This is a genomic window from Paracoccus salipaludis, from assembly GCF_002287065.1.
In the GTDB taxonomy this organism is placed as follows: Bacteria; Pseudomonadota; Alphaproteobacteria; order Rhodobacterales; family Rhodobacteraceae; genus Paracoccus; species Paracoccus salipaludis.
This window is the reverse complement of record NZ_NSJZ01000008.1, coordinates 1-26,937: the sequence shown is the minus strand read 5'-3', so window position 1 is coordinate 26,937 and position 26,937 is coordinate 1. Positions and strand designations below refer to the sequence as shown.

Annotated in this window: 27 protein-coding genes and 2 pseudogenes; 24 read left to right on the top strand and 5 right to left on the bottom strand. The window is 66.4% G+C overall.

Features of this window, described 5'->3' with window-relative positions:
• The first annotated feature begins 214 nt into the window (after positions 1 to 214).
• From CK240_RS10675 to CK240_RS10645, 7 genes are all read left to right on the top strand, one after another.
• Positions 215 to 661, top strand: coding sequence for a CopD family protein (locus CK240_RS10675; RefSeq protein ID WP_095640419.1), 447 nt, complete (start codon positions 215 to 217; stop codon positions 659 to 661).
• Positions 662 to 781: 120 nt separating this feature from the next.
• Entirely contained in the window at positions 782 to 2,053 is a 1,272-nt protein-coding gene (rho, locus tag CK240_RS10670; protein ID WP_240517377.1) for a transcription termination factor Rho, read from the top strand.
• Positions 2,054 to 2,060: 7 nt separating this feature from the next.
• A complete protein-coding gene (mnmE, locus tag CK240_RS10665) occupies positions 2,061 to 3,311 on the top strand; it encodes a tRNA uridine-5-carboxymethylaminomethyl(34) synthesis GTPase MnmE (protein ID WP_095640331.1) in 1,251 nt (416 codons plus the stop codon).
• 9 nt (positions 3,312 to 3,320) lie between these two features.
• Positions 3,321 to 5,180, top strand: a complete 1,860-nt coding sequence (gene mnmG / locus CK240_RS10660) for a tRNA uridine-5-carboxymethylaminomethyl(34) synthesis enzyme MnmG (RefSeq protein ID WP_095640418.1) — start codon at positions 3,321 to 3,323, stop codon at positions 5,178 to 5,180.
• Positions 5,177 to 5,755: a 16S rRNA (guanine(527)-N(7))-methyltransferase RsmG gene (gene rsmG, locus CK240_RS10655; protein ID WP_095640330.1), complete on the top strand. Its 579-nt coding sequence runs from the start codon at positions 5,177 to 5,179 to the stop codon at positions 5,753 to 5,755. The genes mnmG and rsmG overlap by 4 nt, the downstream gene beginning before the upstream one ends.
• A complete protein-coding gene (locus tag CK240_RS10650; protein ID WP_095640417.1) occupies positions 5,748 to 6,533 on the top strand; it encodes a ParA family protein in 786 nt (261 codons plus the stop codon). The genes rsmG and CK240_RS10650 overlap by 8 nt, the downstream gene beginning before the upstream one ends.
• Positions 6,526 to 7,413, top strand: coding sequence for a ParB/RepB/Spo0J family partition protein (locus CK240_RS10645; RefSeq protein WP_095640329.1), 888 nt, complete (start codon positions 6,526 to 6,528; stop codon positions 7,411 to 7,413). The genes CK240_RS10650 and CK240_RS10645 overlap by 8 nt, the downstream gene beginning before the upstream one ends.
• A 3-nt stretch (positions 7,414 to 7,416) precedes the next feature.
• Here the strand turns inward: CK240_RS10645 and hemW are convergent, their stop codons facing one another.
• Genes hemW through rph form a run of 3 tightly spaced genes read right to left on the bottom strand, consistent with a single transcriptional unit; the run spans position 7,417 to position 9,895 of the window.
• Positions 7,417 to 8,577 carry a radical SAM family heme chaperone HemW gene (gene hemW / locus CK240_RS10640; protein WP_095640328.1) on the bottom strand — a complete coding sequence of 387 codons (1,161 nt, stop codon included), beginning with the start codon at positions 8,575 to 8,577 and terminating at the stop codon, positions 7,417 to 7,419.
• Positions 8,578 to 8,579: 2 nt separating this feature from the next.
• Positions 8,580 to 9,185, bottom strand: a complete 606-nt coding sequence (rdgB, locus tag CK240_RS10635) for an RdgB/HAM1 family non-canonical purine NTP pyrophosphatase (RefSeq protein WP_095640327.1) — start codon at positions 9,183 to 9,185, stop codon at positions 8,580 to 8,582.
• The gene (gene rph, locus CK240_RS10630; protein WP_095640326.1) at positions 9,182 to 9,895 is read right to left on the bottom strand and encodes a ribonuclease PH; all 714 of its coding nucleotides are present in this window, start codon (positions 9,893 to 9,895) and stop codon (positions 9,182 to 9,184) included. Before rph ends, rdgB begins: the two co-directional genes overlap by 4 nt.
• 82 nt (positions 9,896 to 9,977) lie before the next feature.
• On the opposite strand from rph, the gene hrcA reads away from it, so the two are divergent.
• The 11 genes and pseudogenes from hrcA to CK240_RS10575 all read left to right on the top strand — a co-directional run bounded on the left by hrcA (position 9,978) and on the right by CK240_RS10575 (position 20,131).
• The gene (hrcA, locus tag CK240_RS10625) at positions 9,978 to 11,030 is read left to right on the top strand and encodes a heat-inducible transcriptional repressor HrcA (RefSeq protein ID WP_095640325.1); all 1,053 of its coding nucleotides are present in this window, start codon (positions 9,978 to 9,980) and stop codon (positions 11,028 to 11,030) included.
• Between the two features lie 3 nt (positions 11,031 to 11,033).
• Positions 11,034 to 11,612, top strand: a complete 579-nt coding sequence (locus CK240_RS10620) for a nucleotide exchange factor GrpE (protein ID WP_095640324.1) — start codon at positions 11,034 to 11,036, stop codon at positions 11,610 to 11,612.
• 90 nt (positions 11,613 to 11,702) lie between these two features.
• A complete protein-coding gene (gfa, locus tag CK240_RS10615; protein ID WP_095640323.1) occupies positions 11,703 to 12,296 on the top strand; it encodes an S-(hydroxymethyl)glutathione synthase in 594 nt (197 codons plus the stop codon).
• A 92-nt stretch (positions 12,297 to 12,388) separates the two neighbouring features.
• Entirely contained in the window at positions 12,389 to 13,516 is a 1,128-nt protein-coding gene (locus CK240_RS10610; RefSeq protein ID WP_095640322.1) for an S-(hydroxymethyl)glutathione dehydrogenase/class III alcohol dehydrogenase, read from the top strand.
• 77 nt (positions 13,517 to 13,593) lie between these two features.
• A complete protein-coding gene (locus tag CK240_RS10605) occupies positions 13,594 to 14,244 on the top strand; it encodes an ATP-dependent Clp protease proteolytic subunit (RefSeq protein ID WP_095640321.1) in 651 nt (216 codons plus the stop codon).
• Positions 14,241 to 14,762, top strand: coding sequence for a GNAT family N-acetyltransferase (locus tag CK240_RS10600; RefSeq protein ID WP_095640320.1), 522 nt, complete (start codon positions 14,241 to 14,243; stop codon positions 14,760 to 14,762). Before CK240_RS10605 ends, CK240_RS10600 begins: the two co-directional genes overlap by 4 nt.
• Positions 14,759 to 15,592 (top strand): S-formylglutathione hydrolase, encoded by an 834-nt coding sequence (gene fghA, locus CK240_RS10595; RefSeq protein ID WP_095640319.1) that lies wholly within the window; start codon positions 14,759 to 14,761, stop codon positions 15,590 to 15,592. The genes CK240_RS10600 and fghA overlap by 4 nt, the downstream gene beginning before the upstream one ends.
• A 174-nt stretch (positions 15,593 to 15,766) precedes the next feature.
• Positions 15,767 to 17,563, top strand: a pseudogene (locus CK240_RS10590) (methanol/ethanol family PQQ-dependent dehydrogenase); the annotation flags it as partial.
• 506 nt (positions 17,564 to 18,069) lie between these two features.
• Complete coding sequence (locus CK240_RS10585; protein WP_095640318.1) at positions 18,070 to 18,786, top strand: c-type cytochrome, methanol metabolism-related; 717 nt, start codon at positions 18,070 to 18,072, stop codon at positions 18,784 to 18,786.
• Between the two features lie 2 nt (positions 18,787 to 18,788).
• Positions 18,789 to 19,607 (top strand): substrate-binding domain-containing protein, encoded by an 819-nt coding sequence (locus CK240_RS10580; RefSeq protein ID WP_095640317.1) that lies wholly within the window; start codon positions 18,789 to 18,791, stop codon positions 19,605 to 19,607.
• Positions 19,604 to 20,131: a rhodanese-like domain-containing protein gene (locus tag CK240_RS10575; protein WP_095640316.1), complete on the top strand. Its 528-nt coding sequence runs from the start codon at positions 19,604 to 19,606 to the stop codon at positions 20,129 to 20,131. The genes CK240_RS10580 and CK240_RS10575 overlap by 4 nt, the downstream gene beginning before the upstream one ends.
• Here the strand turns inward: CK240_RS10575 and CK240_RS10570 are convergent.
• A complete protein-coding gene (locus CK240_RS10570) occupies positions 20,128 to 21,060 on the bottom strand; it encodes a YncE family protein (protein ID WP_095640315.1) in 933 nt (310 codons plus the stop codon). The genes CK240_RS10575 and CK240_RS10570 overlap by 4 nt on opposite strands.
• Positions 21,057 to 21,605, bottom strand: coding sequence for an SRPBCC family protein (locus tag CK240_RS10565; RefSeq protein ID WP_095640314.1), 549 nt, complete (start codon positions 21,603 to 21,605; stop codon positions 21,057 to 21,059). The genes CK240_RS10570 and CK240_RS10565 overlap by 4 nt, the downstream gene beginning before the upstream one ends.
• A 199-nt stretch (positions 21,606 to 21,804) precedes the next feature.
• On the opposite strand from CK240_RS10565, the gene CK240_RS10560 reads away from it, so the two are divergent.
• From CK240_RS10560 to CK240_RS10535, 6 genes and pseudogenes are all read left to right on the top strand, one after another.
• Positions 21,805 to 23,007: an ABC transporter substrate-binding protein gene (locus CK240_RS10560; RefSeq protein ID WP_095640313.1), complete on the top strand. Its 1,203-nt coding sequence runs from the start codon at positions 21,805 to 21,807 to the stop codon at positions 23,005 to 23,007.
• 6 nt (positions 23,008 to 23,013) lie between these two features.
• Entirely contained in the window at positions 23,014 to 23,973 is a 960-nt protein-coding gene (locus tag CK240_RS10555; protein ID WP_095640312.1) for a YVTN family beta-propeller repeat protein, read from the top strand.
• Between the two features lie 207 nt (positions 23,974 to 24,180).
• Positions 24,181 to 24,582 (top strand): annotated as a pseudogene (locus CK240_RS10550) (cupredoxin domain-containing protein); the annotation flags it as partial.
• Between the two features lie 52 nt (positions 24,583 to 24,634).
• Positions 24,635 to 25,369 (top strand): ATP-binding cassette domain-containing protein, encoded by a 735-nt coding sequence (locus CK240_RS10545; RefSeq protein ID WP_095640310.1) that lies wholly within the window; start codon positions 24,635 to 24,637, stop codon positions 25,367 to 25,369.
• A complete protein-coding gene (locus CK240_RS10540; RefSeq protein WP_095640309.1) occupies positions 25,366 to 26,163 on the top strand; it encodes an ABC transporter permease in 798 nt (265 codons plus the stop codon). Before CK240_RS10545 ends, CK240_RS10540 begins: the two co-directional genes overlap by 4 nt.
• Positions 26,163 to 26,744 (top strand): hypothetical protein, encoded by a 582-nt coding sequence (locus tag CK240_RS10535; RefSeq protein ID WP_095640308.1) that lies wholly within the window; start codon positions 26,163 to 26,165, stop codon positions 26,742 to 26,744. The genes CK240_RS10540 and CK240_RS10535 overlap by 1 nt, the downstream gene beginning before the upstream one ends.
• The last annotated feature ends 193 nt before the right edge of the window (positions 26,745 to 26,937 follow it).

Below are 26,937 nucleotides of genomic sequence, written 5' to 3'. Positions count from 1 at the left end.
TTATCCACAGACCGTATATGCGACATAGATCTTTGATCTTGTTCCATTTCCATGTGAGTCGTCCTTGCAGGTCCACAGGGTTTTCCCACAGGCGGATTCCCGTGGATTGAATCACGCGACTCGGCAGTCTTCCGAAGTCCACAGGCCCTACGACTCCATCTACCCTTCTTCTCTTTCCTTTTTTAAAGATAAGGCAGTGAAGTGAGGTCGAATGATCACCGATTGGCTTGCGAGCGTTTACCCGTGGACCAAGGCGTTCCACGTCATGGCGGTGATCTCGTGGATGGCGGGGCTGTTCTACCTGCCTCGGCTGTTCGTGTATCACGCCGAGCGCGGCACAAGCGCGGGCGAGCCGCGCGAAAGCCTGAAGATCATGGAATACAAGCTTCTTCGCTTCATCATGGGGCCGGCTTCGATCGCGACCTGGGTTGCCGGATTGGCGCTGGTCTTCACGCCCGGCATCGTGGACTGGACGATGGTCTGGCCTTGGACCAAGGCCACGGCCGTGCTCGCGATGACGGTCTTTCACCATTGGCTGATGATCGAGCGGAAGAAGCTTGCGCGGGGCGAAGGATCGACCGGGCGGCGCTATCGGCTGATGAACGAAGTGCCGACCCTGCTGATGGTCGTGATCGTGCTGTCGGTGATCGTGAAGTTCTGAAGATTTGACTCACGGCCGCTTCCACCCTATGTGACTCGGCGCGTCCCGTCCGGGGCGAATCCTTCCGACATGAGAACTGCCGCAGCGCCCCAACGGGCAGGTCCGGCGCATGGTGACATGATGACCGAAGAACGTCTCAATCTGGCCGACCTGAAGGCCAAGAGCCCCGCCGACCTGCTGTCGATCGCCGAGGAGTGGGAGATCGAGAACGCCTCGACCATGCGCAAGGGCGAGATGATGTTCTCGCTGCTGAAGGAGCATGCGGAGGAAGGGTTCGAGATCGGCGGTGACGGCGTGCTGGAGGTCGTCCAGGACGGCTTCGGCTTCCTGCGCTCGCCCGAGGCGAACTACCTGCCCGGCCCCGACGACATCTATGTCAGCCCCGACATGATCCGCCAGCACAGCCTGCGGACCGGCGACACCGTTGAGGGCGTGATCCGCGCGCCGGGCGAGAACGAGCGCTATTTCGCGCTGACCAAGGTCGAGAAGATCAACTTCGAGAACCCCGAGAAGGCACGCCACAAGGTGGCCTTCGACAACCTGACCCCGCTTTACCCCAACGAGCGGCTGAAGATGGAACTGGACGATCCCGCGGTGAGGGATCGTTCCGCTCGAATCATCGACCTGGTGGCGCCGATCGGGAAAGGCCAGCGCTCGCTGATCGTGGCGCCCCCGCGCACCGGCAAGACGGTTCTGCTGCAGAACATCGCCCATTCCATCGAGAAGAATCATCCCGAGTGCTATCTGATCGTGCTGCTGATCGACGAGCGGCCCGAGGAAGTGACGGACATGCAGCGGTCGGTGAAAGGCGAGGTCATCAGCTCGACCTTCGATGAGCCGGCGACCCGTCACGTGGCGGTCAGCGAAATGGTGATCGAGAAGGCCAAGCGCCTGGTCGAGCACAAGCGCGACGTGGTGATCCTGCTCGACTCGATCACCCGCCTGGGACGCGCCTTCAACACGGTTGTGCCCTCGTCGGGCAAGGTTCTGACGGGCGGTGTGGACGCGAATGCGCTGCAGCGGCCGAAGCGGTTCTTCGGCGCCGCCCGCAACATCGAGGAAGGCGGCTCGCTGACGATCATCGCAACGGCGCTGATCGATACCGGATCGCGCATGGACGAGGTGATCTTCGAGGAGTTCAAGGGCACCGGCAACAGCGAGATCGTGCTGGACCGGAAGGTTGCCGACAAGCGGGTCTTCCCGGCCATGGACATCCTCAAGTCCGGGACGCGGAAGGAAGAACTGCTGGTGGACCAGAAGGACCTGCAGAAGACCTATCTGCTGCGGCGCATCCTCAACCCGATGGGAACGACGGATGCGATCGAATTCCTGATCTCGAAGCTGAAGCAGACCAAGACCAACGCCGACTTCTTCGAATCGATGAACGCCTGAGCATGGGATGGACACGATCTATGCCGAAGCGACGCCCTCGGGACGGGGTGGGGTCTCTGTCGTCCGCCTGAGCGGGCCGGAGGCGCGCGCCATTGGCGAGGCCATCGCAGGCCCCTTGCCCGAAGCCCGGCGGGCCGAGTTGCGCTTGCTGCGTGACGGGGAACAGATCGACCGTGCGCTGGTGATACGTTTCGACGGGGGCAGCAGCTTCACGGGCGAACCGGTTGTCGAGTTCCATCTTCACGGCGCACCCGTCATCGTTCGAAGGCTTGAAAGGGCGTTGCGGGACCATGGTGCCCGCATTGCCGAGGCGGGCGAGTTTACCCGGCGGGCCCTGCTGAATGGCAGCCTGGCGCTGAGTGAAGTCGAAGCCCTTTCGGACCTGCTGTCTGCCGAGAGCGAGGCGCAGCGGCAGCAGGCCATGAAGATCGTTTCGGGCGATCTCGCACGTTGGACAGGGATGTTGCGGGATCGACTGGTGCGGGCAGGCGCGCTGATCGAGGCCTCGCTGGATTTTGCCGACGAAGACGTGCCTGAAGAGGTGCCCGCAGAAGTGTTTGATCTGCTGGCCCGGGTCCGGCAGGACATCGGGATTGCCATTGCCGGCTACCCTGCTGCCGAGCGGCTGCGGGCAGGCTTCGAGGTGGCGATCGTGGGTCCGCCGAACGCGGGCAAGTCTTCGCTGCTCAACCGTATCGCACAACGCGAACTTGCCTTGGTGAGCGAGATCGCCGGAACCACGCGCGACGTGATCGAACTGCATACGGAACTCGGGGGCTTGGCGGTCACCTTTCTTGACACGGCCGGCTTGCGAGAGACCCGGGACATGGTCGAGGGCATGGGGGTCGAGCGGGCACGGGCACGAGCGAGCGCTGCTGATATTCGCGTGCATCTTTCCGAAGACGGACAGGCGATTTCTGAATTGCTTCGTGACGGTGATCTTGTTGTTCGGACGAAGGCCGACTTGGGTGGTCCAGGTGTTTCTGCGGTGACGGGAGCAGGCGTCCGGGAAATGCTGGACGAGATTCGAAACCGGTTGGCAGGACAAGTCGCGGGAGCGGGAATGATTACCCGGCAGCGGCAGGCGCAGGCGCTTGAGGATGCCGCAAGAGTTCTGGACGTGCATCCGGATCAACCGGCCGAGGTGCTGGCCGAAGCAGTTCGGGCCGCGTCACATCGCTTGGGTGAGGTGGTTGGACGCATCGCGCCCGATGACTACCTTGATGAGATCTTCTCCAGCTTCTGCATCGGCAAGTAGGTGCTTCACGTGAAACATTATGATGTGCTGGTCATAGGTGCGGGACATGCGGGTTTGGAGGCTGCCGCTGCGGCCGCCCGGATGGGTGTACAGGTCGCGCTGGTCACCATGCGTCCTGACGACGCGGGAACGATGTCGTGCAACCCGGCCATCGGCGGCCTCGGCAAGGGTCATCTGGTGCGGGAAATAGATGCGCTGGACGGCCTTATGGGGCGTCTCGCGGACGCGGCAGGGATCCAGTTCCGGCTGCTCAATCGGCGCAAGGGACCGGCAGTCCAAGGGCCGCGGGCCCAAGCTGACCGACAGTTGTATCGCGCCGCGGCAGGTGCAGCGCTTGCCGGACTGAACAGCATTGAAATCGTACTTGGAGAAGTTCGCTCCCTCGTCATCGAGGGGCAAAGGGTTCAGAGAGTTCTCCTTTCCGATGGATCTCAGCTGAGCTGCAATTCCGTCATCGTTGCTGCCGGGACCTTCCTGAACGGATTGATCCATGTCGGCGACAGTGTGCGTCCCGCAGGACGCTGGGGGAACGATCGGGCAGCTGGCCTTTCTGCAAGCTTGCTGTCCTTGAACCTTCCTCTTGGACGTTTGAAGACCGGCACGCCCCCGCGACTGGCGCGGGACTCCATCGACTGGGATAGCTTGCCTCAGCAACCGGGGGACGACGAGCCGACCTTTTTTTCCTTCCTCAGTGACAAACATGCCGCGCCTCAGGTTTCCTGCGCCATCACCCAGACCAATGCCAGGACTCACGACATCATCCGGCAGAATCTCGGACGCTCCGCGATGTACGGCGGTCACATAAATGGGGTGGGGCCTCGTTACTGTCCTTCGATCGAAGACAAGGTGGTACGCTTCTCTGAAAAGGACTCTCACCAGATTTTTCTGGAGCCGGAGGGGATAGACAACGATCTGGTTTATCCGAACGGCATATCGACCTCGATGCCCTTGGATGTGCAGCATGATTATGTCCGCTCCATTCGCGGCCTAGAGGAGGCCGTGATCGTTCAACCCGGCTATGCGGTTGAGTATGACTTCATCGATCCTCGATCACTCCGGCCAACTCTCGAGACCAAGAACGTCAAGGGCCTTTACCTAGCGGGCCAGATCAACGGGACCACAGGCTATGAGGAAGCGGCGGCGCAAGGGATGGTGGCAGGGCTGAACGCGGCGTTGGATGTCCAAGGACGCTCTCCCGCGATCTTCAGTCGCACGGAAAGCTATATCGGCGTCATGATAGACGACTTGATCACGCGTGGGGTGACCGAGCCTTACCGCATGTTCACCTCACGTGCTGAATTCAGGTTGTCTCTCAGGATCGACAATGCCGATCGTCGCCTGACGCCATGGGGGACCGAGCTGGGGCTTGTGGGCGAAGATCGCGCTCGACAGTTCGCTGACAAGCTGCAGCGCTTCATCTCCCTGCGGAAGAAAGCCGAAGAAACGGTCTTCACTCCGAAGCAGCTCGAAGCCTGCGGTGTCGTAGTACGCCAGGACGGGCGGCGGCGCTCGGCCTTTGATCTTCTGGGCCAAGCGGACCTAGAACTCGAAAGTGTGTCTTCCGTGTTGCCTTCCGACTTGACCGAGGACCCCGACACCCTGACGCTTGTCCGAAATGATGCCTTGTACGCGCAGTTCACCGTGCGACAGGAACGTGACGCTGCTGACATTCGCCGTCATGAAGGTTGGTCGGTTCCGCAGGAACTTGACTACGCCAGCGTGAAAGGCCTGTCGCGCGAGCTTCAGATCAAGTTGTCCACTCGTCGCCCGGCTACTCTGGCGCAGGCTGCAGCCATCGAGGGGATGACACCAGCTGCCCTGACACTGTTGATCGCCACCCTGCGTAACCTACAGGATGCAGTGGCGTGATTGCTTCACGTGAAGCCGACCTCGCTGCCTTTGCAGCCCTGATCCGCAAATGGAACCCCGCGATCAATCTTGTGGCTCCTTCGACACTGAAGGATCTCGAGACGCGGCACCTTGAGGATAGCTTGCAACTGGCCAACCTTCAGGATGAACCGGCCGGTCTCTGGCTGGACATCGGAAGCGGTGGGGGGTTGCCCGGGATTGTCCTGGCCATCTGTCGGCCGGACTGCAAGATCAGCCTTGTCGACTCGGACCGTCGGAAGGTCGCCTTCCTGCAGGCGACCATCCGTCAGTTGGACCTCAAGAACTGCACCGCCACCGCGACACGCATCGAAGACCTTCCACCTGCGTCAGCCGACAACCTCAGTGCGCGTGCGCTTGCCCCGATGGATCGCCTCATGCCATATGTCGCCCGGCATCTTGCGGAAAATGGGACGGCTTGGCTTATGAAAGGACGCAACTGGCAAGCAGAACTTGATACTGCCCGAGAGAGTTGGAACTTCGATGTTGTCGTGCATCCCAGCATGACAGATTCGGCTTCAGCGATCCTTGCCATCCGCGATGTCCATCATGTCTGATCGCCTGATTCTCGCCATTGCGAACCAGAAAGGTGGGGTGGGAAAGACCACGACCGCGATCAATCTGGGCGCCGCCTTGGCTGAACAAGGCCTGCCGGTCACCATTATCGATCTGGATCCGCAGGGGAATGCCTCGACCGGTCTGGGTATTGATGCCGAGAGCCGCGAGACGACAAGCTACGACTTCCTTACAGGGGAAAGCGACTGGAGCGCGGCGCGGCGCGAAACGGCTCTGCCCAACCTCACTGTCATCCCTGCGACTGCGGATCTGGCTTCGGCGGAGCTCGATATCGCGACCCGGCCTCGCCGGACCCAACTGCTTGCCGATGCGCTTGGTGCGGCCGAGGGGGTGGTGCTGATCGACTGCCCGCCTGCCCTCGGGCTTCTGACTCTCAACGCCATGGTGGCGGCAGACGGGGTGATCGTGCCCCTCCAGGCCGAGTTCTACGCTCTCGAAGGTTTGTCGCAGCTCATGCTGACCATTCGCGAAGTGCGGACCACGGCCAATCCCCGGCTCCGGATCGAAGGGGTTCTGCTGACCATGGCGGACTCCCGCAACAACCTTTCGCAGCAGGTCGAGGCAGATGCCCGCAAGACGCTCGGGCCGCTTGTGTTCAGGACCGTCGTGCCCCGCAATGTGCGGGTCTCCGAGTCCCCCTCCTATGCCCTGCCGGTGATCCACTACGATCCGGCTTCGAAGGGCAGCGCCGCGTATCGCGCACTTGCGCAAGAACTTCTCGCCAAGGGTATCGACAGGAGAAAGGCCGCAAATGGCTGATCCGAAACCCCGCAAAGGCGGCCTGGGCCGCGGTCTTTCGGCTCTGATGGCCGATGTCGAGCTCGCACCGGGGGCACCTGCGCCCGGTCCCGGCCGCGCGCCGCTTGCCGTTCCGGTCGAGCAACTCATTCCGAACCCCGACCAGCCGCGGCGCCAGTTCGAACCCGAGGCGCTGGCTGAACTCGCGGCGTCCATCCGCAACCGGGGCGTCCTTCAGCCCCTGATCGTCCGTCCCCACCCGACCGAGCCCGACCTTTACCAAATCGTCGCCGGAGAGCGTCGCTGGCGTGCCGCACAGATCGCCCAGCTGCACGAACTTCCTGTTCTGGTGCGTGAACTCAACGACACCGAGGTGCTTGAGGTCGCCCTGATCGAGAACATCCAGCGCGCCAACCTGAACGCGATCGAAGAAGCCACCTCCTTTCGGCAATTGATGGACCGTTTCGGCCATACGCAGGAAAAGCTGGCCGATGCGCTCGACAAGAGCCGCAGCCACATCTCCAACTCGCTACGTCTTCTGAACCTGCCCGATCAGGTTCAGGGCTTCGTGCGCGAGGGCAAGATCAGTGCGGGCCACGCACGCGCCCTGATCACGGCGCCGGACCCGGTCGCCATGGCCCGGAAAGTCATCGACCGCAATCTTTCCGTTCGCGAGACGGAAGCCTTGGCCCGTCAACAGGCCGAGCGGCCCGAACCGGCTGCGCGCGTCCGCGCCGAAAAGGACGCCGACACGCGCGCGCTCGAGGCCGACCTTTCTGCCCACCTGAAGATGCGCGTCAGGATCGAGCATGCAGGCCAGGAAGGCGGTCGCCTCACGATCACCTATCGTGATCTCGACCAGCTGGACCGGCTGTGCCAAGCCCTTGGCGCCGGGCTGTAAGGTTCAGGCCAAGGCGCGCAGGATAGCATTCAACACAGGCCGGCCTGTCTCGGTGGCGCGCAATCGTCCCTGACAAAGCTCCACGAGCCCCAGCGCCGATAGGTCTGCTACGGCGACCTCGGGCAGCGGGGCTCCCGAGAGCCTCTCGTATCGGGCAACATCCATCCCCTCTGCCAGCCGCGTGGACATTAGCAGATATTCCGTGGCCTGTTCCATCGTGGGAACAGGGACCCGGGGCAACTCTCCCGATCCATGCCGCACCGCATCAAGCCATGCGCCCGGGGCGCGCGGGGCCTCCGTCGCCCACCGTTGTCCTTCAAGCATCAGCCGTCCGTGGGCTCCCGGCCCGATGCCGGCCCAGTCCCCCTGACGCCAATAGACAAGGTTGTGCCGGCTTTCCGCACCGGGCCGCGCGTGGTTCGAAACCTCGTAGGCCGGAAGGCCATGGGCAGAACAAATATCCTGCGTATCCAGGTACATGTCAGCCGCCAGATCATCGTCGGGCAGGCCCTTCAGCTTGCCCGCGGCGGCTCGCGCGCCGAAGGCCGTCCCGTCCTCGATCGTCAGCTGGTAGAGCGACAGGTGGTCCACTGCCATGCCCAAGGCTTCGCGCAGCTCGGCTTTCCACCCCTCGCGCGTCTGCCCCTGCCGGGCATAGATCAGGTCGAAGCTCACCCGGCCGAAGCAGGCGCGGGCCACGTCGAAGGCAGCCTGCGCCTCGGCAACACTGTGCAGCCGCCCCAGGCGGCGCAGGTCATCATCGTTCAACGCCTGCACACCCATCGACAGCCGGTTGACCCCGGCAGCGGCATAACCCGCAAATCGGCCGCGCTCGACGCTTCCGGGGTTGGCTTCCAGCGTGATCTCAAGATCGTTGGAAAAGCTCCAGCCCGCCCGCGCGGCCTCGATCACGCCTGCGACCACCTCGGGGTCCATCAGCGACGGGGTTCCGCCTCCGAAGAAGATGCTGCGCAGCACCCGCGGTCCCGTCTCGGCCGAAAGCCGCGCGATCTCCAGCCGGTAAGCGTCGAGCCACGCGCGCTGGTCGATCGAGGCCACGACATGGCTGTTGAAATCGCAATATGGGCATTTCGAGGCACAGAACGGCCAATGGATGTAAAGCCCGAAGCCGCCGTCCCGCCAATCCTCGTGAGCGCTGTCCAACACTATCCCAGCTTCGCCTTCAGCTTGTCAAAGGCCCGAGCCCGATGGCTGATCGCGTTCTTTTCCCCGGCGGTCAGTTCCGCATAGGTGCGCTCTCCGCCGTCCGGCACGAACATCGGGTCATAGCCATGTCCCAGCTGCCCCCGCGGCGGCCAGACGAGCCGCCCGGGCGCCACGCCCTCGAAGACTTCCTCGTGCCCGTCCGGCCACAACATCAGCAGCGTGGCCCGGAACTGGGCCGTTCGCGGCTCGGGTACACCCCGGGCCTCCAGCTCGGTCCACGTCCGCGTCATGGCCTGCATGAAATCGCGTCCATTCCCGGTCTCGGCCCAATCCGCCGTATGCACGCCCGGAGCCCCGTCCAGCCCGTCCACGGTGATCCCGCTGTCATCCGCCAGCACCGGCAGGCCGGTCGCCTCCATGGCCGCGCGTGCCTTGATGCGCGCATTGCCCAGAAAGCTCGTCTCGGTCTCGACAGGCTCCTCCAGGCCCATCTCGGCCGCACCCACGACCTCGATGCCATGCGGAGAGAACAGCGCGCGCATCTCCTCCAGCTTGCCGGCGTTGTGGGTGGCGACCAGCAGCTTTCCCTCGGTGAACCGCCTCACGACACTGCCGCCTTCTGCGCCTCGACCAATTGCGCGATCCCCGCCTCGGCCAGGTCCAGCAGCGAGCCCATCTCGGCCCGGGAAAAGGCCGAGCCTTCCGCGGACATCTGCACCTCGACCAGACGCCCCGCGCCGGTCATGACGAAGTTGCCGTCAGTGCCCGCCTCGCTGTCCTCGGCATAGTCTAAATCCAGCACCGGCTGGCCCGCATAGATCCCGCAACTGACGGCGGCCACATGGTCCATGATCGGGTCGCTCGTCACCAGGCGCGCCGCCAGCAGCTTGCTCACCGCCAGGCGCAGCGCCACCCAGCCGCCTGTGATCGCGGCGCAACGGGTGCCTCCGTCGGCCTGGATGACGTCGCAGTCGATCACGATCTGCCGCTCGCCCAAGGCCAGCCGGTCCACGCCCGCCCGCAAGGCACGCCCGATCAGGCGCTGGATCTCCTGCGTGCGGCCGGACTGCTTGCCTGCCGCCGCCTCGCGCCGGTTGCGGCTGTGGGTCGCCCGGGGCAGCATCCCGTATTCCGCCGTGACCCAGCCCTGGCCCGTTCCGCGCAGGAAGGCCGGCGGCTTTTCCTCGATCGAGGCCGAGCACAGCACATGCGTGTTCCCCATCCGGATCAGGCACGATCCTTCGGCATGCGCCATGACGCCCGTTTCGATTGAAATCGGGCGCAGTTCGACTAACTTCCGGCCAGAGGGTCGCATATGTGGTCCTTTCTCGGCCCGATATGGGCCTTCGCCTTGATCGTCGCAAATTACAGGCCCCGTCCGGACCACCGCAACCCGAATGCCCCAGCCTGACCTGTTCGCAGACCTGAACGACCGCTCACGCGAGGTCTTCCGCCGCGTCGTCGAGGGCTACCTGGACACCGGCGAGCCGGTGGGCTCGCGCACGCTGACCCGCAGCATGCCGGTTTCCGCGGCGACCATCCGCAATGTCATGCAGGACCTTGAACACATGGGCCTGCTGGAAAGCCCCCATGTCTCGGCTGGCCGCTTTCCCACCCAACTGGGCCTGCGCCTTTTTGTGGACGGGTTGATGGAGGTGGGTCCCATCGGACCCGAGGACCGCGTCCGCATCGCCGAGATCATGGGCGACATGCCGGCCGACACCGCGGCCATGCTCGACCGCGTGTCTACTGCGCTGTCCACCCTGACCCGGGGTGCCTCGGTCGTGCTGATGCCCCGGCAGGAGGAAGCGCCGCTCAAGCATATCGAGTTCGTCAGCCTCGCCCCGGGCCGTGCCCTGGTGATCCTGGTCTTCGCCGATGGGCGGGTCGAGAACCGCCTATTCACTCCTCCGCCCGGTCAGACCCCAAGCTCGCTGCGCGAGGCGGGCAATTTCCTGTCCGCCCGGGGCGAGGGGCACACGCTGGCGGAACTGCGCCGCGACATCGTCGAACATCTTGCCCGCGCGCGGCAGGACCTCGACACGCTCGCGGCCCAGCTTGTGGAAACCGGCCTTGCCTCCTGGGACGCCGATGCCTCGGATCCGCGCCTGATCGTGCGCGGCCGCGCGAACCTTCTTGAACATGAGGCGGCCGACCTTGACCGGATCCGCAGCCTTTTCGACGATCTGGAACGCAAGCGCGACATCGCCCGCTTTCTGGAACTGGCGGAAGAAGCCCCCGGCGTGCGCATCTTCATCGGTTCGGAAAACGAGCTTTTCTCACTTTCGGGTTCCTCTCTCGTTGTTTCGCCCTATATGAACGCTGATCGCCGGATTGTGGGGGCGGTGGGTGTAATCGGGCCGACGCGCCTGAATTACGGCCGCATCGTCCCGATTGTGGATTACACTGCTCAGCTGGTCGGCAAGGCCTTGTCCGACCGCAAAGGATGAAAGATGAACGACACGCTGACGCCTCATGATCTGTCCTATCTGCCGCTGAAGGATGACTCCGGCGACGCTCTCGCCGCAGACCCGCTGGCTGTCGATCCCCTTGACGCCGATGGCGAGGATCCCCGGCTCGCGGCGGTGACGGCTGAACGCGACGATTACCGTGATCGGTTCATGCGCGCGCTGGCGGATGCCGAGAATGCCCGCAAGCGCGCCGACAAGGACCGCCGCGAAGCGGAGAACTACGGCGGCTCGAAGCTCGCCCGCGACCTTCTGCCCGTCTATGACGCCCTGAGCCGGGCGATCGAGTCCGCCGACCGGTCGGTCGCGCCCGAGCTGCTGGAAGGGGTCGAACTGACCCTGCGCGAGCTTCAGAACGTCTTCGGCCGCCACGGTATCCGGGTCATCGCGCCTGCCGTCGGGGACCGCTTCGATCCCCAGCAGCACGAGGCGATGTTCGAAGCCCCCGTTCCCGGCACCCGCGCGGGCGACATCATCCAGGTCATGGCCAACGGCTTCATGCTGCACGACCGGCTGCTGCGCGCGGCCCAGGTCGGGGTGTCATCCCTGCCCGCTGGCAACTGACACCTGCCGCCTTCGGGAATACAACCTTCATCGGACTTGATCGCGCGATGATCGGCCCTAACCTTCCGCCAGGTCAAGGGAGGGCCGGTCATGGCAGATACTGCGGGAATCAGGATCCATCCAGCCGTGGACAACGGCGTCAAATCCGCTGAGCAGGATTTCTCGGGGGGTGAACTCACCTGCCGCTGCACTTCGAACCCCGTAAGGGTCCGGATCAACACGCAGACCGCCCATAACCACGTCTGCGGCTGCACCAAGTGCTGGAAGCCCGACGGCGCGATCTTCAGCCAGGTGGCCGTGGTCGGCCGCGATGCGGTCGAAGTCGTGGAAAACGGCGACAAGCTGCAGGTCGTCAACAAGGACGCCCCGATCCAGCGCTATGCCTGCACCGAATGCGGCACCCACATGTATGGCCGCATCGAGAACACCGAGCATCCCTTCTACGGTCTCGACTTCGTCCACACCGAGCTTTCCGACAAGGAAGGCTGGGCCGCGCCGGAGTTCGCGGCCTTTGTTTCCTCGATCATCGAATCCGGGGTAAGTCCGGATCGTCTGCCTGCCATTCGTGCCCGTCTCAGGGAACTGGGGCTCGAACCTTATGACGCGCTGTCACCCCCCCTGATGGACGCGATCGCGACGCATGTTGCCAAGAAGACCGGCAAGTTGAACACGTTGAACGTGTAACGCCTGCCAAAGCCCGTCGATCCAGGGGGCCGGCCATGCCGGCCCCTTCGGCGCGACACCCGGCCGGACGGCCCCACACCAAGGAGAACAGAATGAGAACTCGTGCCGCCGTCGCGCTGGAAGCCGGCAAGCCGCTGGAAATCATGGAAGTGAACCTCGAAGGCCCCAAGGCCGGCGAGGTGCTGGTCGAGATCAAGGCCACGGGCATCTGCCATACCGACGACTTCACCCGGTCGGGCGCGGACCCGGAGGGGATCTTCCCCTCGATCCTGGGACACGAGGGCGCGGGCGTGGTGGTCGAGGTCGGTCCCGGCGTCACCACGGTCAAGCCGGGCGACCACGTGATCCCGCTCTACACCCCTGAATGCCGTCAGTGCGCCTCGTGCCTGTCGGGCAAGACGAACCTCTGCACGGCCATCCGGGCGACCCAGGGCCAGGGCCTGATGCCCGACGGGACCACCCGCTTCTCGATGCTCGATGGCACGCCCATCATGCATTACATGGGCTGCTCGACCTTCTCCAACTACACCGTCCTGCCCGAGATCGCGGTGGCAAAGGTCCGCGAGGACGCGCCCTTCGACAAGATCTGCTATATCGGCTGCGGCGTGACGACCGGCATCGGCGCGGTCATCAACACGGCCAAGGTGGAAATCGGCGCCAAGGCGGTGGTCTTCGGCCTGGGCGGGATCGGGCTGAACGTGATCCAGGGCCTGCGGCTCGCGGGCGCGGACATGATCATCGGCGTGGACCTGAACCCCGACAAGAAGCCGATGGCCGAGCGCTTCGGCATGACCCACTTCATCAACCCCAGGGAAGTGGACAACGTCGTCCAGGAAATCGTCAGCATGACGAAGACCCCCTTCGACCAGATCGGCGGCGCGGATTACACCTTCGACTGCACCGGCAACGTCACCGTGATGCGCCAGGCGCTGGAATCGGCCCATCGCGGCTGGGGCCAGTCCATCGTCATCGGCGTGGCGCCGGCCGGGGCCGAGATCTCGACCCGTCCGTTCCAGCTGGTCACCGGCCGCGTCTGGAAGGGCTCGGCCTTCGGCGGCGCCCGCGGGCGGACCGACGTGCCGAAGATCGTGGACTGGTACATGGACGGCAAGATCGAGATCGACCCCATGATCACCCACACCCTCAAGCTCGAGGATATCAACAAGGGCTTCGACCTGATGCATTCGGGTGAATCCATCCGGTCGGTCGTCATTTACTGATCCTCAAGGGATGCTTAGGTAAGACTGCGGCGGGGCCCGGACCGGGCGTCCCGCCGCAATGCTGAAAGGATGATTCCATGCTGCGCCCCTTCCCGCCCCACCGCCTGGACGATGACGACGACGACGAGGAAGAGGACGAGCCGCGCGAAGACCGCCAGAAGGGCGAGGACCTGGGCCTTCCGCAAAGCCCCTCGATCGACAAGCTGTATTTCCAGTCGCGCACGGTGATCGTCGCGGGCACGATCAACGACAAGCTCGCGCAGCGCACCGTTTCGCACCTGCTCGCGCTGGCCGAGGACAGCGACAAGCCGATCAACATGCTGATCTCGTCGCCGGGCGGCCATGTCGAATCGGGCGACATGATCCATGACGTGATCAAGTTCATCCGCCCGACCGTGCGCACGATCGGCTCGGGCTGGGTGGCGTCGGCCGGCGCGCTGATCTTCGTGGGCGCGCAGCGGGAAAACCGCTTCTGCCTGCCCAACACGCGCTTCCTGATCCACCAGCCCTCGGGCGGGATTGGCGGCACCTCGTCCGACATGATGATCCAGGCCGAGCAGGTCCGCCTGATGCGCGACCGGCTGAACCAGATCTTCGCCGAGGCCACCGGCCAGCCGGTCGAGCGGATCGAGAAGGACACCCAGCGCGACTTCTGGCTGAACACCCAGGAGGCGCTGGACTATGGCCTGCTGGGCCGCGTGATCCGCAGCATGGACGAGCTGAAATGACCCTTGACCGGGCGGAGCTTCGCATCCGCCCCGCCACCTCCGCCGACCACGACGCGATCTGGGCCATCCTCGAACCCGTCTACCGGGCGGGAGAGACCTACTGCATTCCGCGCGACATCTCGCGCGGGGATGCGCTGGCGGACTGGTTCGCCGCCCCCTTCAGCGCCTTCGTGGCCGAGCAGGGCGGCGAGGTGCTGGGCACCAGCCACGTCGGCCGCAACCGCCCCGGCGGCGCGTCCCACGTGGCCAATGCCAGCTTCGCCACCGCCCCCGCCGCGCGTGGCCGCGGCGTGGCCGCGGCGCTGGTCGCCCATGCCAAGGACTGGGCCCGCGCGCAGGGCTTCCGGGCGATGCAGTTCAACTTCGTCGTCGCCACCAACGCCGATGCCGTCCATTCGTGGCAGAAGGCGGGCTTTGCCATTGTCGGCCGCCTGCCCGGTGCGTTTCTTCACCCGGCGCAGGGCTATGTCGATGCCCTCGTGATGTATCACGACCTGACCGGAGGAGCCGAAACGTGACCCTTGAAACCCTGTCCGAGAACCGCAGCTTCGGCGGCACCCAGGGCGTTTATCGCCACAAGTCGCAGGCGACCGGCACCGACATGACCTTCGCGGTCTACCTGCCGCCCGATGCCGCCGACGGGCCGGTTCCCGTGCTGTGGTATCTCTCCGGCCTGACCTGCACGCATGAGAACGCCATGACCAAGGCGGGTGCGCAGCAGTTCGCGGCCGAGGCGGGGATCGCGCTCATCTTCCCCGACACCTCGCCCCGGGGCGAGGGCGTGGCCAACGACGAGGCCTATGACCTGGGCCAGGGCGCGGGCTTCTACGTCAACGCCACGCAGGACCCCTGGGCGCCGCATTTCCGCATGTGGGACTATGTCGTCGAGGAACTGCCCGGCGTGGTCTTCGACAGCTTCCCGCTGGACCGCGAGGCGCAGGGGATCACAGGCCATTCAATGGGCGGCCATGGCGCGCTGACCATCGCCATGACCCATCCCGAGCGCTACCGCAGCGTGTCTGCCTTCGCGCCGATCACCAACCCGACCGAATCGGATTGGGGCCGCAAGCAGTTCTCGGCCTATCTGGGCGAGGACCGCGCGACCTGGCGCCCTCATGACGCGACCCTGCTGATGGTGGAAAGGGGATTTCCGGGCGAGGTGCTGATCGACCAGGGGGCGAACGACCAGTTCCTTGATCTGCTCAAGCCCGAATCACTGGCCCAGGCCATGGCCGCGCGCCGCCAGCCCGGCTGGCTGCGGATGCAGCCGGGCTATGACCACAGCTACTGGTTCGTCCAGACCTTCATGGCCGACCATGTTCTGTGGCACGCCGAGCGGCTGGCCTGAACCCTCCGGGCCGGCGGAGCTGATACCCGCCGGCTCGGCCTCCTCCATTGCCGACTAAGACTTTTCGCCTAGCCCCGGCATAGGTCGTTGACGGAAAGATATTAGAAGAGAACTCTCTCTCATGCTCAGGCCGCCGCCCCGCGGCGCCTTGGGCGAAAAAAGGGGAGGGAGACGATGAAACTCACGCTGACCGGCGCCAGTGTGGCGCTCTTGCTGTCGAGTTCGGCCATCCTGGCCAATGACAGCGTCCAAGAAGCCATTGCCGTTCCCGGCCAGTGGGCCATCCAGACCGGCGACTACGCCAACACCCGCTATTCGCAACTGGACCAGATCAACCGCGACAACGTGGGCGACATGCGCGTCGCCTGGACCTTCTCGACCGGCGTCCTGCGGGGGCACGAGGGCTCGCCGCTGGTGATCGGGGACATCATGTATGTCCACACGCCCTTCCCGAACAACGTCTTCGCGCTGGACCTGGCCAACGACGGCCAGATCATCTGGCGCTACGAGCCGCAGCAGGACCCGGAAGTCATCGCGGTCATGTGCTGCGACACGGTGAACCGCGGCCTCGCCTATGCCGACGGCATGATCCTGCTGTCGCAGGCCGACACCACGGTTGTCGCCCTCGACGCCAAGACGGGCGAACAGAAATGGGCGACCAAGGTCGGCGACCCGGCCATCGGCGAAACGCTGACCGCGACCGTCATGCCGGTCAAGGACAAGGTCATGGTCGGCATCTCGGGCGGCGAATACGGCGTCCGCGGACGCATGACGGCGCTGAACCTGTCGGACGGCGCAGTGGCGTGGAAGGCCTTTTCGACCGGCCCGGACGAGGAAATGCTGGTCGACCCGGAAAAGACCATGCATCTGGGCAAGCCGGTCGGCAAGGACAGCTCGCTCAACAGCTGGGAAGGCGACCAGTGGAAGATCGGCGGCGGCACGATCTGGGGCTGGTTCTCGTATGACCCGGAACTGGACCTGATCTACTACGGCACCGGCAACCCCTCGACCTGGAACCCGTCGCAGCGTCCGGGCGACAACCGCTGGTCCATGACGATCATGGCCCGCGATCCCGACGACGGGATGGCCAAGTGGTTCTACCAGATGACGCCCCATGACGAATGGGACTTCGACGGCGTCAACGAGATGATCCTGACCGACCAGGACTTCAACGGCCAGGCGCGCAAGCTGCTGACCCACTTCGACCGCAACGGCTTCGCCTATACGCTGGACCGCGGCACGGGCGAGCTGCTGGTCGCCAAGAAATACGACCCGACCGTGAACTGGGCGACCGAGGTCAACATGGACCCTGCCAGCGACCAGTATGGCCGCCCGCAGGTCGTGGCCGAATACTCGACCGCCCAGACCGGAGAGGACGAGAACACCACCGGCATCTGCCCGGCGGCACTGGGGTCCAAGGACCAGCAGCCCGCGGCCTTCTCGCCCAAGACCAACCTGTTCTACGTGCCGACGAACCACGTCTGCATGGACTACGAACCCTTCCGCGTCGCCTATACCGCCGGCCAGCCCTATGTCGGCGCCACCCTGTCGATGTACCCGGCCCCGAACAGCCATGGCGGCATGGGCAACTTCATCGCCTGGGACAACATCGCGGGCGAGATCAAGTGGTCGCTGCCGGAACGCTTCTCGGTCTGGTCGGGCGCCCTGGCGACCAACGGCGACGTGGTCTTCTACGGCACGCTGGAGGGCTATCTGAAGGCCGTCGATGCCGAAACGGGCAACGAGCTTTACCGCTTCAAGACGCCCTCGGGGATCATCGGCAACGTCATGACCTATGAGCATGCCGGCAAGCAGTATGTGGGCGTGCTGTCCGGCGTCGGCGGCTGGGCCGGCATCGGACTGGCCGCGGGCCTCACCAACCCGAACGAGGGCCTGGGCGCGGTCGGCGGCTATGCGGCGCTGTCGGACTTCACCGAACTCGGCGGTCAGCTGACCGTGTTCGAACTGCCGGGCGATGCGCCCGGGGCGGCGACCACGCAGGCGGCCACCTCGCAGCCCGCGACGACGGCGGACATCGCCAATGCCGCCTCGGCCCAGGCCGCAGGCGCCGCCGCGGCGACCGCCGCGGATGCGGCGACCACGCCCAGCCCGGTGATGCCGGCGCAGGGCACGGCCGACCCTTCGGCCCCGGCCGAGGGCATGGGCGCAGGCAAGTCCACCGCCACCGGCGGCGTGCCCATGGAGCCTGCAGCCGACGCCGCGGCGTCGGGCGGCGCGGCAGCGGCGCCCGCCGATCCCTCCGCTCCGGCGGAAGGTCAGGGCGCGGGCAAGTCCACCGCCACGGGCGGGGTCCCGATGGAGCCCGCGGCGGATGCCGCGGCCGGTGGAACCGCACCCGCGTCGAACTGACGGTTCCCTGAACAGGACCAGGGTTTGACGATCCAGATGCCGCCCCGGGGGCCAACCTCGGGGCGGTCCCATCTGAAAGGATGGGGCAACCAGGGGAGAGAGAAAGAATGATCGCCACGACCGTACGTGCCACGGCGGCAAGCCTCGCGTTCGCCACCGCAGCCTTCGCGCAGACCGCCGCCGCACCCGCCACCGCGCCTGCCGCTGCCGACTCTGCGGCACCCGCCGCGACCCAGCCGAACCGCGGCTCGTCCACCCCCATCCCCGAAGGCGCCACCACGGTCGAGATGAAGGCCAACGCTGCGGGCTCTGCCGTTGCCACGGGCGCCGGAGAAGTTGCGGCCCACCAGACCGTCAGCGTCGTCAAGCCCACGCTGGAAGGGCTGGACCTGACGCCCGACCACATGGAGAACGGCCGCTGGTACAATGCCGAGGGCATCCCCGTGCCCAATATCCAGAACGGCCAGGTCGATTACGCGACCTTCTCGGGCTATCGCCGCTATCACGCGGAATGCCATGTGTGTCACGGGCCGGACGGCGAAGGCTCGACCTATGCCCCGGCCCTGAAGGAGTCGGTCGTTCACCGGATCGACTATTACGCTTACCAGGAAATCGTCGCCTCGGGGAAACAGGACGTGAACAAGGCGGCGAACCTGGTGATGCCGGCCTTCGGCACCAACCGGAACGTCTGGTGCTACGTGGACGACATCTATGTCTATCTGCTGGCCCGCGGCACCGAGGCCATCCCGCGCGGCCGCCCCGCCGACAAGGCCGACAAGTCCGAGGAGTTCGCGGCGCAGGAAGCCTCCTGCATGGAGGGCTGATCATGCGGGGCCTTCGCGCGGCCTGGATCTGCGCGGCGCTGGCGCTTGGCGCCGGTGGGGCCGGTGCGCAGGTCGCGGACCTGCGCTCGACCACCGCGCTGCGGGTCTGCGCCGACCCGGCGGCCGAGCCGATGTCGCTGGAGGACGGCACCGGCTTTGAAAACCGCATCGCCGATCTGCTGGCCGACCGGCTCGGCCTGCCGCTTGAATATTTCTGGTTTCCCCAGGGGATGGGCTTCATCCGCAAGACGCTGCTGGACGGCAATTGCGATGTGGTGGTCGGCTATGCCCAGGGCGACGAACTGGTGCAGAACACCAACCATTACTACACCTCGGTGTACGGCATCGTGACCCGCAAGGACGGCGAACTGGCGGGCGTGGACCGCCTGACCGATCCGGCGCTGAAGGGCCATGACATCGGTGTCGTCGCGGGCACGCCCCCGGCCACGCACATGGCCCGCGCGGGCCTGGCCAAGGACATGCGGGGCTGGGACCTGTTCGTGGACCGCCGCGTGGAAAACCCGGTCGGCGACATGCTGACGGGCGTGCGCGACGGCACGCTGGACGCGGCGGTCCTGTGGGGGCCGCTGACAGGGCCGCTGGTCAAGGCCGATCCCGAGCTGCAGTTCACGCCGCTGCTGAAGGAGGAGGGCGGGCCCAAGCTCTTCTACCGCATCACCATGGGCGTCCGCCCCAGCGACCAGGAATGGAAGCGGCAGCTCAACAGCCTGATCCGTCGCAACCAGGATGACATCAACGCCATCCTGCACGAGGCCGGCGTGCCCCTGGTGGACGACTACGGGCGGCAGATGCTGCCATGAGGCGGCTGGTGGTCGGCCTGGCGCTTGCGACGCTCGTCAGCCCGGCGCTGTCCGCCCCACCCGAGCCGCCGGGCTTCCACGGCGAGCCTTACCGTTCGCCCGTGCCCGAAACGCTGGCGGGCGCGACAGTGCTGGACTTCGCGGGGATGCAGGACTGGCGTGCCCGGGGCGCGGTGCTGATCGACGTGATGCCTCAGGTCCGCAAGCCCGCCGACCTGCCCGAGGGCACGCTGTGGCGGCAGCCCTCGCATTACACCATCCCCGGCGCGGTCTGGCTGCCCGACACGGGCTATGACCGGCTTGCGCCCCAGGTCGAGGCCGCGTTCTTCGCGGCGCTCGACCGCCTGACCCATGGCGACAAGACCGCGCCGCTGGTGTTCTTCTGCAAGGCCGACTGCTGGATGAGCTGGAACGCCGCGCGGCGCGCGGTCCTGCGCGGCCACGGTCGGGTCGGATGGTTCCCCCAGGGCACCGACGCCTGGCTGGCCGAGGGCGAGGATCTGGTCCCCGCCACGCAACCCTAACGGTCGGGCCCCACGAACAGCCCGAAGGATCGCGGCCCGTCCGGCACCTCGATCACCTGCTCGATCACCAACCTTTCGCCGTCGATGATCGACAACTCGTTGCTGTCCCAGCTTGCCACCGCAAGCCGGCGGCCGTCCGACAGGGCGGCGATCCCCTCGGGGTAGTCCCCGATCCCGATGCTGCCCAGGGTTTCCAGCGAGTCCGGGTCGAAGACCGTCACCGTCGCCGCATACTGGTCGGTGACAAACCCCTTTCCCGCTGCGAAGCCTACGCCATAGGGATGGTCGCCCGTCTCGACCGATCCGAGCCGGGCGCCGCTTGCGGCCTCCAGCACCGTGACGCTGCGGGATTGCACGTCCGTGGTCCAGAAGCGGCCGTCATGGAAGGCCACCGCATAGGGATGGCTGCCGGTTGCGGCCGTCCACAGCGGCCGGCCGCTGTCCGCGTCGAAAGCCGAGACGCAGTCGTCGTCCCGTTCCGCCAAGGCCACGATCCGCCCGTCGCCCGACAGCACCACGCCCGCGGGCGCGCGTCCCGTCGGGGCCGACCATCGCTCATGCCGGCCAGAGGGGTCGAGCCGCCGCAACCGGGCACCATACCAGTCCGCCACGATCAGGTCGCCGCCCGGGGCAATGGCGATGCCGAAGCTGCCTTCGCCCAGGGGCACCCGGTCCAGCACCTTGCCCCGGCTGTCCAGCAGCGTCAGCTCGCCGCTGTCCGCCGCGATGACGGCGGCACGACCCGAGGCCGCGTCATAGGCGACCGGCGCGGGCGCACCCTCGATGGGGACCGTGGCGCGGACCCGGCCCTTGTCCAGATCCACGATCGCCACCGCGCCTGCGTTCTGTGCCGTGACAAAGGCGATGTCGCCCGCATCCGCCGCGCCCGCGGCAAGGGCCAGCAGACCCGCCGCCGTGGCCCGGATCACTCGACCCGGCCGAACTTCTCGACCAGCGCGTCCAGTCCCGCGCGGTAAACGCCGGTGACGGCCTGGATCGCGGCCTCGTCGTTCAGATCGGCCGGAGGGTCGTTGTTGGGAAAGCCGCGATAAAATCCGCCCTTCCAGACGACATTGGCCTTGCCGCCCTCGTCCTTCACGCAAAGCGTCGCGGCATAGTTCGTGACCGGCAGCACCGCCACGTCCACCTGCGTGATCATGTAACCGTAGCAGCGCTTCTCCGGCTGCCACTTGGTCAGCTGCTCGGTGATCGTGGGGTCGCCGTTCTCGGCCTTCAGGTGCAGCACGCGCGTCGAACCGTCCGGCGTCGTGGCATCGGCCGAGGTCAGTTCGGTCCGCGCAACGACAGGGTGCCAGCCCATGTCGTCGAAGCGTCCCACTGTGGCCCAGACCTCGTCGGGCGTGGCGTTCAGCTTTTCGGACAATTCGAGCTTGAGCCGCACGGGCCCATGCGCCTGCGCCGTGCCGCAGGTCAGGATCGCCGCCGCGGCCATCAGCGCCAGAACGGATTTCATGCAAGTTTCTCCCGGTGTCGTAAATTGCCAGCGGCCCCTCGACATTCAGCCCCGCCCGCTGGCCTGCGCGGCCAAGCTTACCCGCAGGCAAGGGCGCGTCCATCAGCCGAACGTCTTAGGCGCCTGGCGGCGAAATGACGACCTTGCGGGTTGATTCAGGACGCCTCGTCCGTGAGACTTCCCGGCGGAGGAGAAGCCGATGCGTTCACCCAACTGCCTGACAGCGCTGGCTTTGCTGGCGGTGGTCCCCATGCCTGCGCTTGCCCAGGCGCCTGCACCGCAGGCCGAGCCGCAGCTGATCCGCGCGGCCGTGCTGCGCGTCGACACGCCCGAGCTGCCGCCGATCTCGCGGCTGGAACTGCCGCCCGAGGACCTGGGCTTCGCAGGCGCAAGGCTGGCGATCGAGGACAACGACACCACCGGCCGCTTCATGGGCCAGGACTTCGAGGCCGTCGAGGTCGCGGCCACGCCCGACACCGCCGGGGCCGAGCTGGACCGGCTGCTGGCCGAGGGTATCCGGTTCGTCGTCCTGCTGGCGGACGACGCCACGACCGTCGCGCTGGCTGACAAGGCGGGCGACCGCGCGCTGGTCTTCAACGCCGCCGCACGGGGCGACGCGCTGCGGGGCGCGGATTGCCGGGCCAATGTCATCCACACCGCGCCCAGCCACGCGATGCTGGCGGACGGCCTTGCCCAGTTCCTGATGTGGAAGCGCTGGCCGCGCTGGTTCCTCGTCCATGGCAGCCACCCCGAGGACCTGGCGCTGGCCGAGGCTTGGCGCCGCGCGGCGACCAAGTTCGGCGCGCAGATCGTCGAGGAGCGCGAGTTCACCGACACCGGCGGCGCGCGCTCCACGGACTCGGGTCATGTGCAGGTGCAGGCGCAGTTGCCGGTGTTTACCCAGCGCGCGCCCGATTACGACATCATGATCACCGCCGACGAGAACGGCGTCTTCGCGGGCTACATGCCCTATCACACCTGGGACGCGCGGCCGGTCGCGGGCTCGGCGGGGCTTGTCCCCCGCAGCTGGCACCCCGCGCTGGAGGCCTGGGGCGCGACCCAGTTCCAGAACCGCTTCGAGCGGCTGGCGAACCGCCCCATGCGCGAGGAGGATTACCAGAGCTGGCTCGCCCTGCGCATGGTGGGCGAGGCGGCGACCCAGACCCGGTCCGCCGAGCCGGCGCAGCTGCGCGACTTCATGCTGTCGCCCGATTTCCAGGTCGCGGGCTTCAAGGGGCAGAAGCTGACGCTGCGCGACTGGGACCACCAGCTGCGCCAGCCGGTCCTGCTGACGACCGGGCTGCTGACCACCAGCGTCAGCCCGCAGGACGAATACCTGCACCAGACCAGCCCGCTGGACACGCTTGGCATCGACCGCCCCGAAACCGCCTGCAAGTTCTGAGGGACGATGAAACACGCACTCGCCATCCTGCTGCTGACCGTGGCCACGCCTGCGCTGGCCAACAAGGTTTACGTGACAAACGAAAAGGGCAACGACGTGACCGTCATCGACGGCGACACGCTGGAGGTGCTGGGCTCCTATCCGGTCGGCAACCGGCCGCGCGGCATCACCATCAGCCCCGACGGGACCGAGCTTTACGTCTGCGCCTCGGACGACAACCTCGTGCGCGTCTTCGACCCCGGGACGATGCAGGAAACCCATACCCTGCCATCCGGCCCGGACCCCGAGCTGTTCGTCCTGCATCCCTCGGGCAATCCGCTTTACATCGCCAACGAGGACGACAACCTCGTGACCGTGGTCGATACCAAGGCGCACAAGGTGCTGGCCGAGATCCCCGTCGGCGTGGAACCCGAGGGCATGGGCGTCTCGCCCGACGGCAAGGTCGTGATCAACACGTCGGAAACGACGAACATGGCCCATTTCATCGACACCGACAGTTTCGAGATCACGGCCAACGTGCTGGTGGACAGCCGCCCGCGCTTTGCCCAGTTCAGCGACGACGGGTCGCGCCTGTTCGTCAGTTCCGAGATCGGCGGCACGGTCAGCGTGATCGATCCGGCCTCGCAGCAGATCACCAGGACGATCCGCTTCGAGATCCCCGGCGTCCTGCCCGAAGCAATCCAGCCCGTGGGCGTGCGCGTCACGGCGGACGGCAAGAAGATCTTCGTGGCGCTGGGACCGGCCAACCGGGTGGCGGTGGTGGATGGCGACACGCTGGAGGTGACGGACTACATCCTTGTCGGCCAGCGCGTCTGGCAACTGGCCTTCACGCCGGACCAGAAGCATCTCTACACGACGAACGGCAACTCGAACGACGTCACGGTGATCGACGTGGCGACGAACACCGCGGTCAAGTCGATCCCCGTGGGCCAGCAGCCCTGGGGCGTCGTCGTCGCGCCGAACTGATCGACACCAAGGGAGAGAAACATGACCAGACTGCTGACCGTCGCCCTGCTTGCGGCGCTGCTGGGGACCCCGGCGCTGAGCCAGGCCCCGGCCGAGCCCGCCGCCTCGCCCGAGGCCGATGCCGCGGCTGTTTCGGCGGAAGCCGGCGCCCCGGCCGAAGGCGAGGAGGAGGATGAGCAGGAAGAGGGCGAGGAGGGCAGCACCGCCGCGACGCCCGCGGCCAGCGAGGCTCAGCACCATGACTTCGGCCCCTCGGGGATCATGACCCGCTCGAACCGCGCCGATCTGGCGCCGCTGACGCTCGCCTCGGGCAAGCCGGTCGCGGCCGGGGAATATTCGCTGCAGTCGGGCGGCTATTACCGCCTGCCCATCGTGGCCGACGGCAGCGCGGAACTGGCGCTTTCGGGAGGCGACTTCTTCCGCTCGATCTGGGTGAACGAGATTGTCGTCAACGACATCGAGATCCGCCCCATGGGCGTCCACTCGATCGAGTTCGATGCGGCGGGCGAGGCGCTGATCAGCTTCATCGCCATCACGCCCGGCCGCTACACCCTGTCGGTGCCGGGCTCGTCGGGCGAAAGCCAGCAGGCCGTGTTCAACATCCGCTGAGGATGAACGGACGGGCGGCGCGGCACAGCGCCCCCGTCCTTCGCCGCATGCCATGACCACCAGGCCCGCACTTCTCGTCCGGAACGTCAGCCACAGCTTCGGCGCCACCCGCGCGCTGGAGGATGTGTCGCTGACGGTTCCGCGCGGGGGCTTCACCGCGCTGCTGGGCGTCAACGGTGCGGGCAAGACCACGCTGTTCAACCTCGTGACGCGGCTTTACGCCAACCGTTCGGGCGCGATCGAGGTCGCGGGCCACGACCTGCGCCGCCAGCCCACGCAGGCGCTGCGCCGCCTGGGCGTCGTCTTCCAGTCGCGCGCCCTGGATGCCGACCTGACGGTGCAGCAGAACCTGATGTATCATGCGGCCCTGCACGGCATCGCCCGTGCCGAGGCCCGCCCGCGCGTGGCCGAGGTGCTGGCCCAGGTCGATCTGGACGACCGCGCCGGGGCCAGGGCCTCGGCGCTGTCCGGCGGGCAGGTGCGCCGGGCCGAGATCGCCCGCGCCCTGATCCACGCCCCCGAGCTTCTGCTGCTGGACGAGGCGACCGTGGGCCTTGACGTGAAATCCCGCGCCGAGGTGCTGGCCCTGACCCGCCGCCTGATCGCCGAGCATCAGGTCTCGGCCCTGTGGGCGACCCATATCCTCGACGAGATCGATCCATCGGACGGGCTGGTGATCCTGCACCGCGGCCGCATCCTGTTCACCGGCACCGCAGGCGAGGCCGCGACCGCCGCGGGCGGCGACCTCACCCGCGCCTTCCTGGACCTGACCGGGGTGCAGGCATGAGCGGCTGGACCACCGCCTTCCGCGGCATCGCCTGGCGCGAAACGCTGCGCTTCGTCAACCAGCGCGGCCGCTTCCTTGCGGCGCTGGTCCGCCCGCTGGTGTGGCTGTTCATCTTCGCGGCAGGCTTCCGGGCGGTGCTGGGCCTCTCGATCACGCCGCCCTACCAGACCTACGTGCTGTACGAGGTGTATGTCACGCCCGGCCTGTGCGCGATGATCCAGCTGTTCAACGGGATGCAGTCGTCGCTGACCATGGTCTACGACCGGGAAACCGGCGCAATGCGGACGCTGCTGGTCAGCCCCTTCCCGCGCTGGTTCCTGCTGGGCTCCAAGCTGGTGGCGGGAGTGATCGTCTCGCTTCTCCAAGTCTATGCCTTCCTGCTGATCGCCTGGGTCTGGGGCATCCACCCGCCACCGGCGGGCCTCGTCGCCGTGCTGCCCGCGCTGGTCCTGTCGGGGCTGATGCTGGGCGCGATGGGGCTGTTCCTGTCCTCGGCCATCCGGCAGCTGGAAAACTTCGCAGGGGTGATGAACTTCGTCATCTTTCCGATGTTCTTCGCCTCCTCCGCGCTCTACCCGCTGTGGCGGATGCGGGAATCCTCGGTGCTGCTTTACGACATCTGCCGGTTCAATCCCTTCACCCATGCGGTGGAACTGATCCGCTTTGCCCTTTACCTCCAGGTCAACTGGCTGTCCCTTGGGGTGGTCACGGGGTGCCTTGCGCTGTTCTTCGGCGGCGCGGTGCTGATGTACGACCCGGCGAGGGGGCTGGGAATCCGGCGAAAGGGGGGATGATGCGCCATCTGCTGATCCTGGTCATGCTGGCGGCCGTGCCGGCCCGGGCCGCAACGCCGACGCCCGACTGGCCCTGCGTGCAGCCGCGCCAGTCGCATCTGTCGCTGGGCCAGGTCTGGACCGGCCCGCCGCCACCCGAAGGCGCGGCCGAGACGCCCGAGATCGCCGCCTTGGCCGAGCGCGTGGTGCAGCGCCGGATGCCCATCGAGGAGGCCACCGCCGCCATCGACGCCTTTGCGCAAGGCAAGGACGCGGAAACCCTGGCGCTGCTGATGCAGGCGATCTTCCATCGCATCGACATGCAGCGCACGGCGATCCTCGGCGGCATCTCGCGCTATGGCCACCGGCAGGTGGCCCTGGCCGCGCGGGTCGAGGCGCGCCGCGCCCGCATGGCCGAGCTCGAGGCGGCCGATCCCCCCGACTTCGACGCCATCGACGCCGAGGAGGAGGCGCTCGACTGGGACATGCGCGTCTTTTCCGACCGCCAGCAAAGCCTCACCTATGTTTGCGAGACGCCGGTGATCCTCGAACAGCGGCTGTTCGCGCTGGGCCGCGCGCTTGCGGCGCATCTGACGCAATAGGTGACGGGCGGAACCGGTGGTGCTAGTCTGGGTTCCTCAAGCGCCTCTGCCAGAAAGAGCCAGCCGATGACCAAGCGCGCCCCCTATCTTTTGCTTACCGCCCTGCTGGCGGCCGGCCCTGCGCTGGCCCAGACGGCGGCACCCGCGCCGGCGACGCCGCCCGCCGAGGCCGCGGCGCCCGCACCCGCGCAGC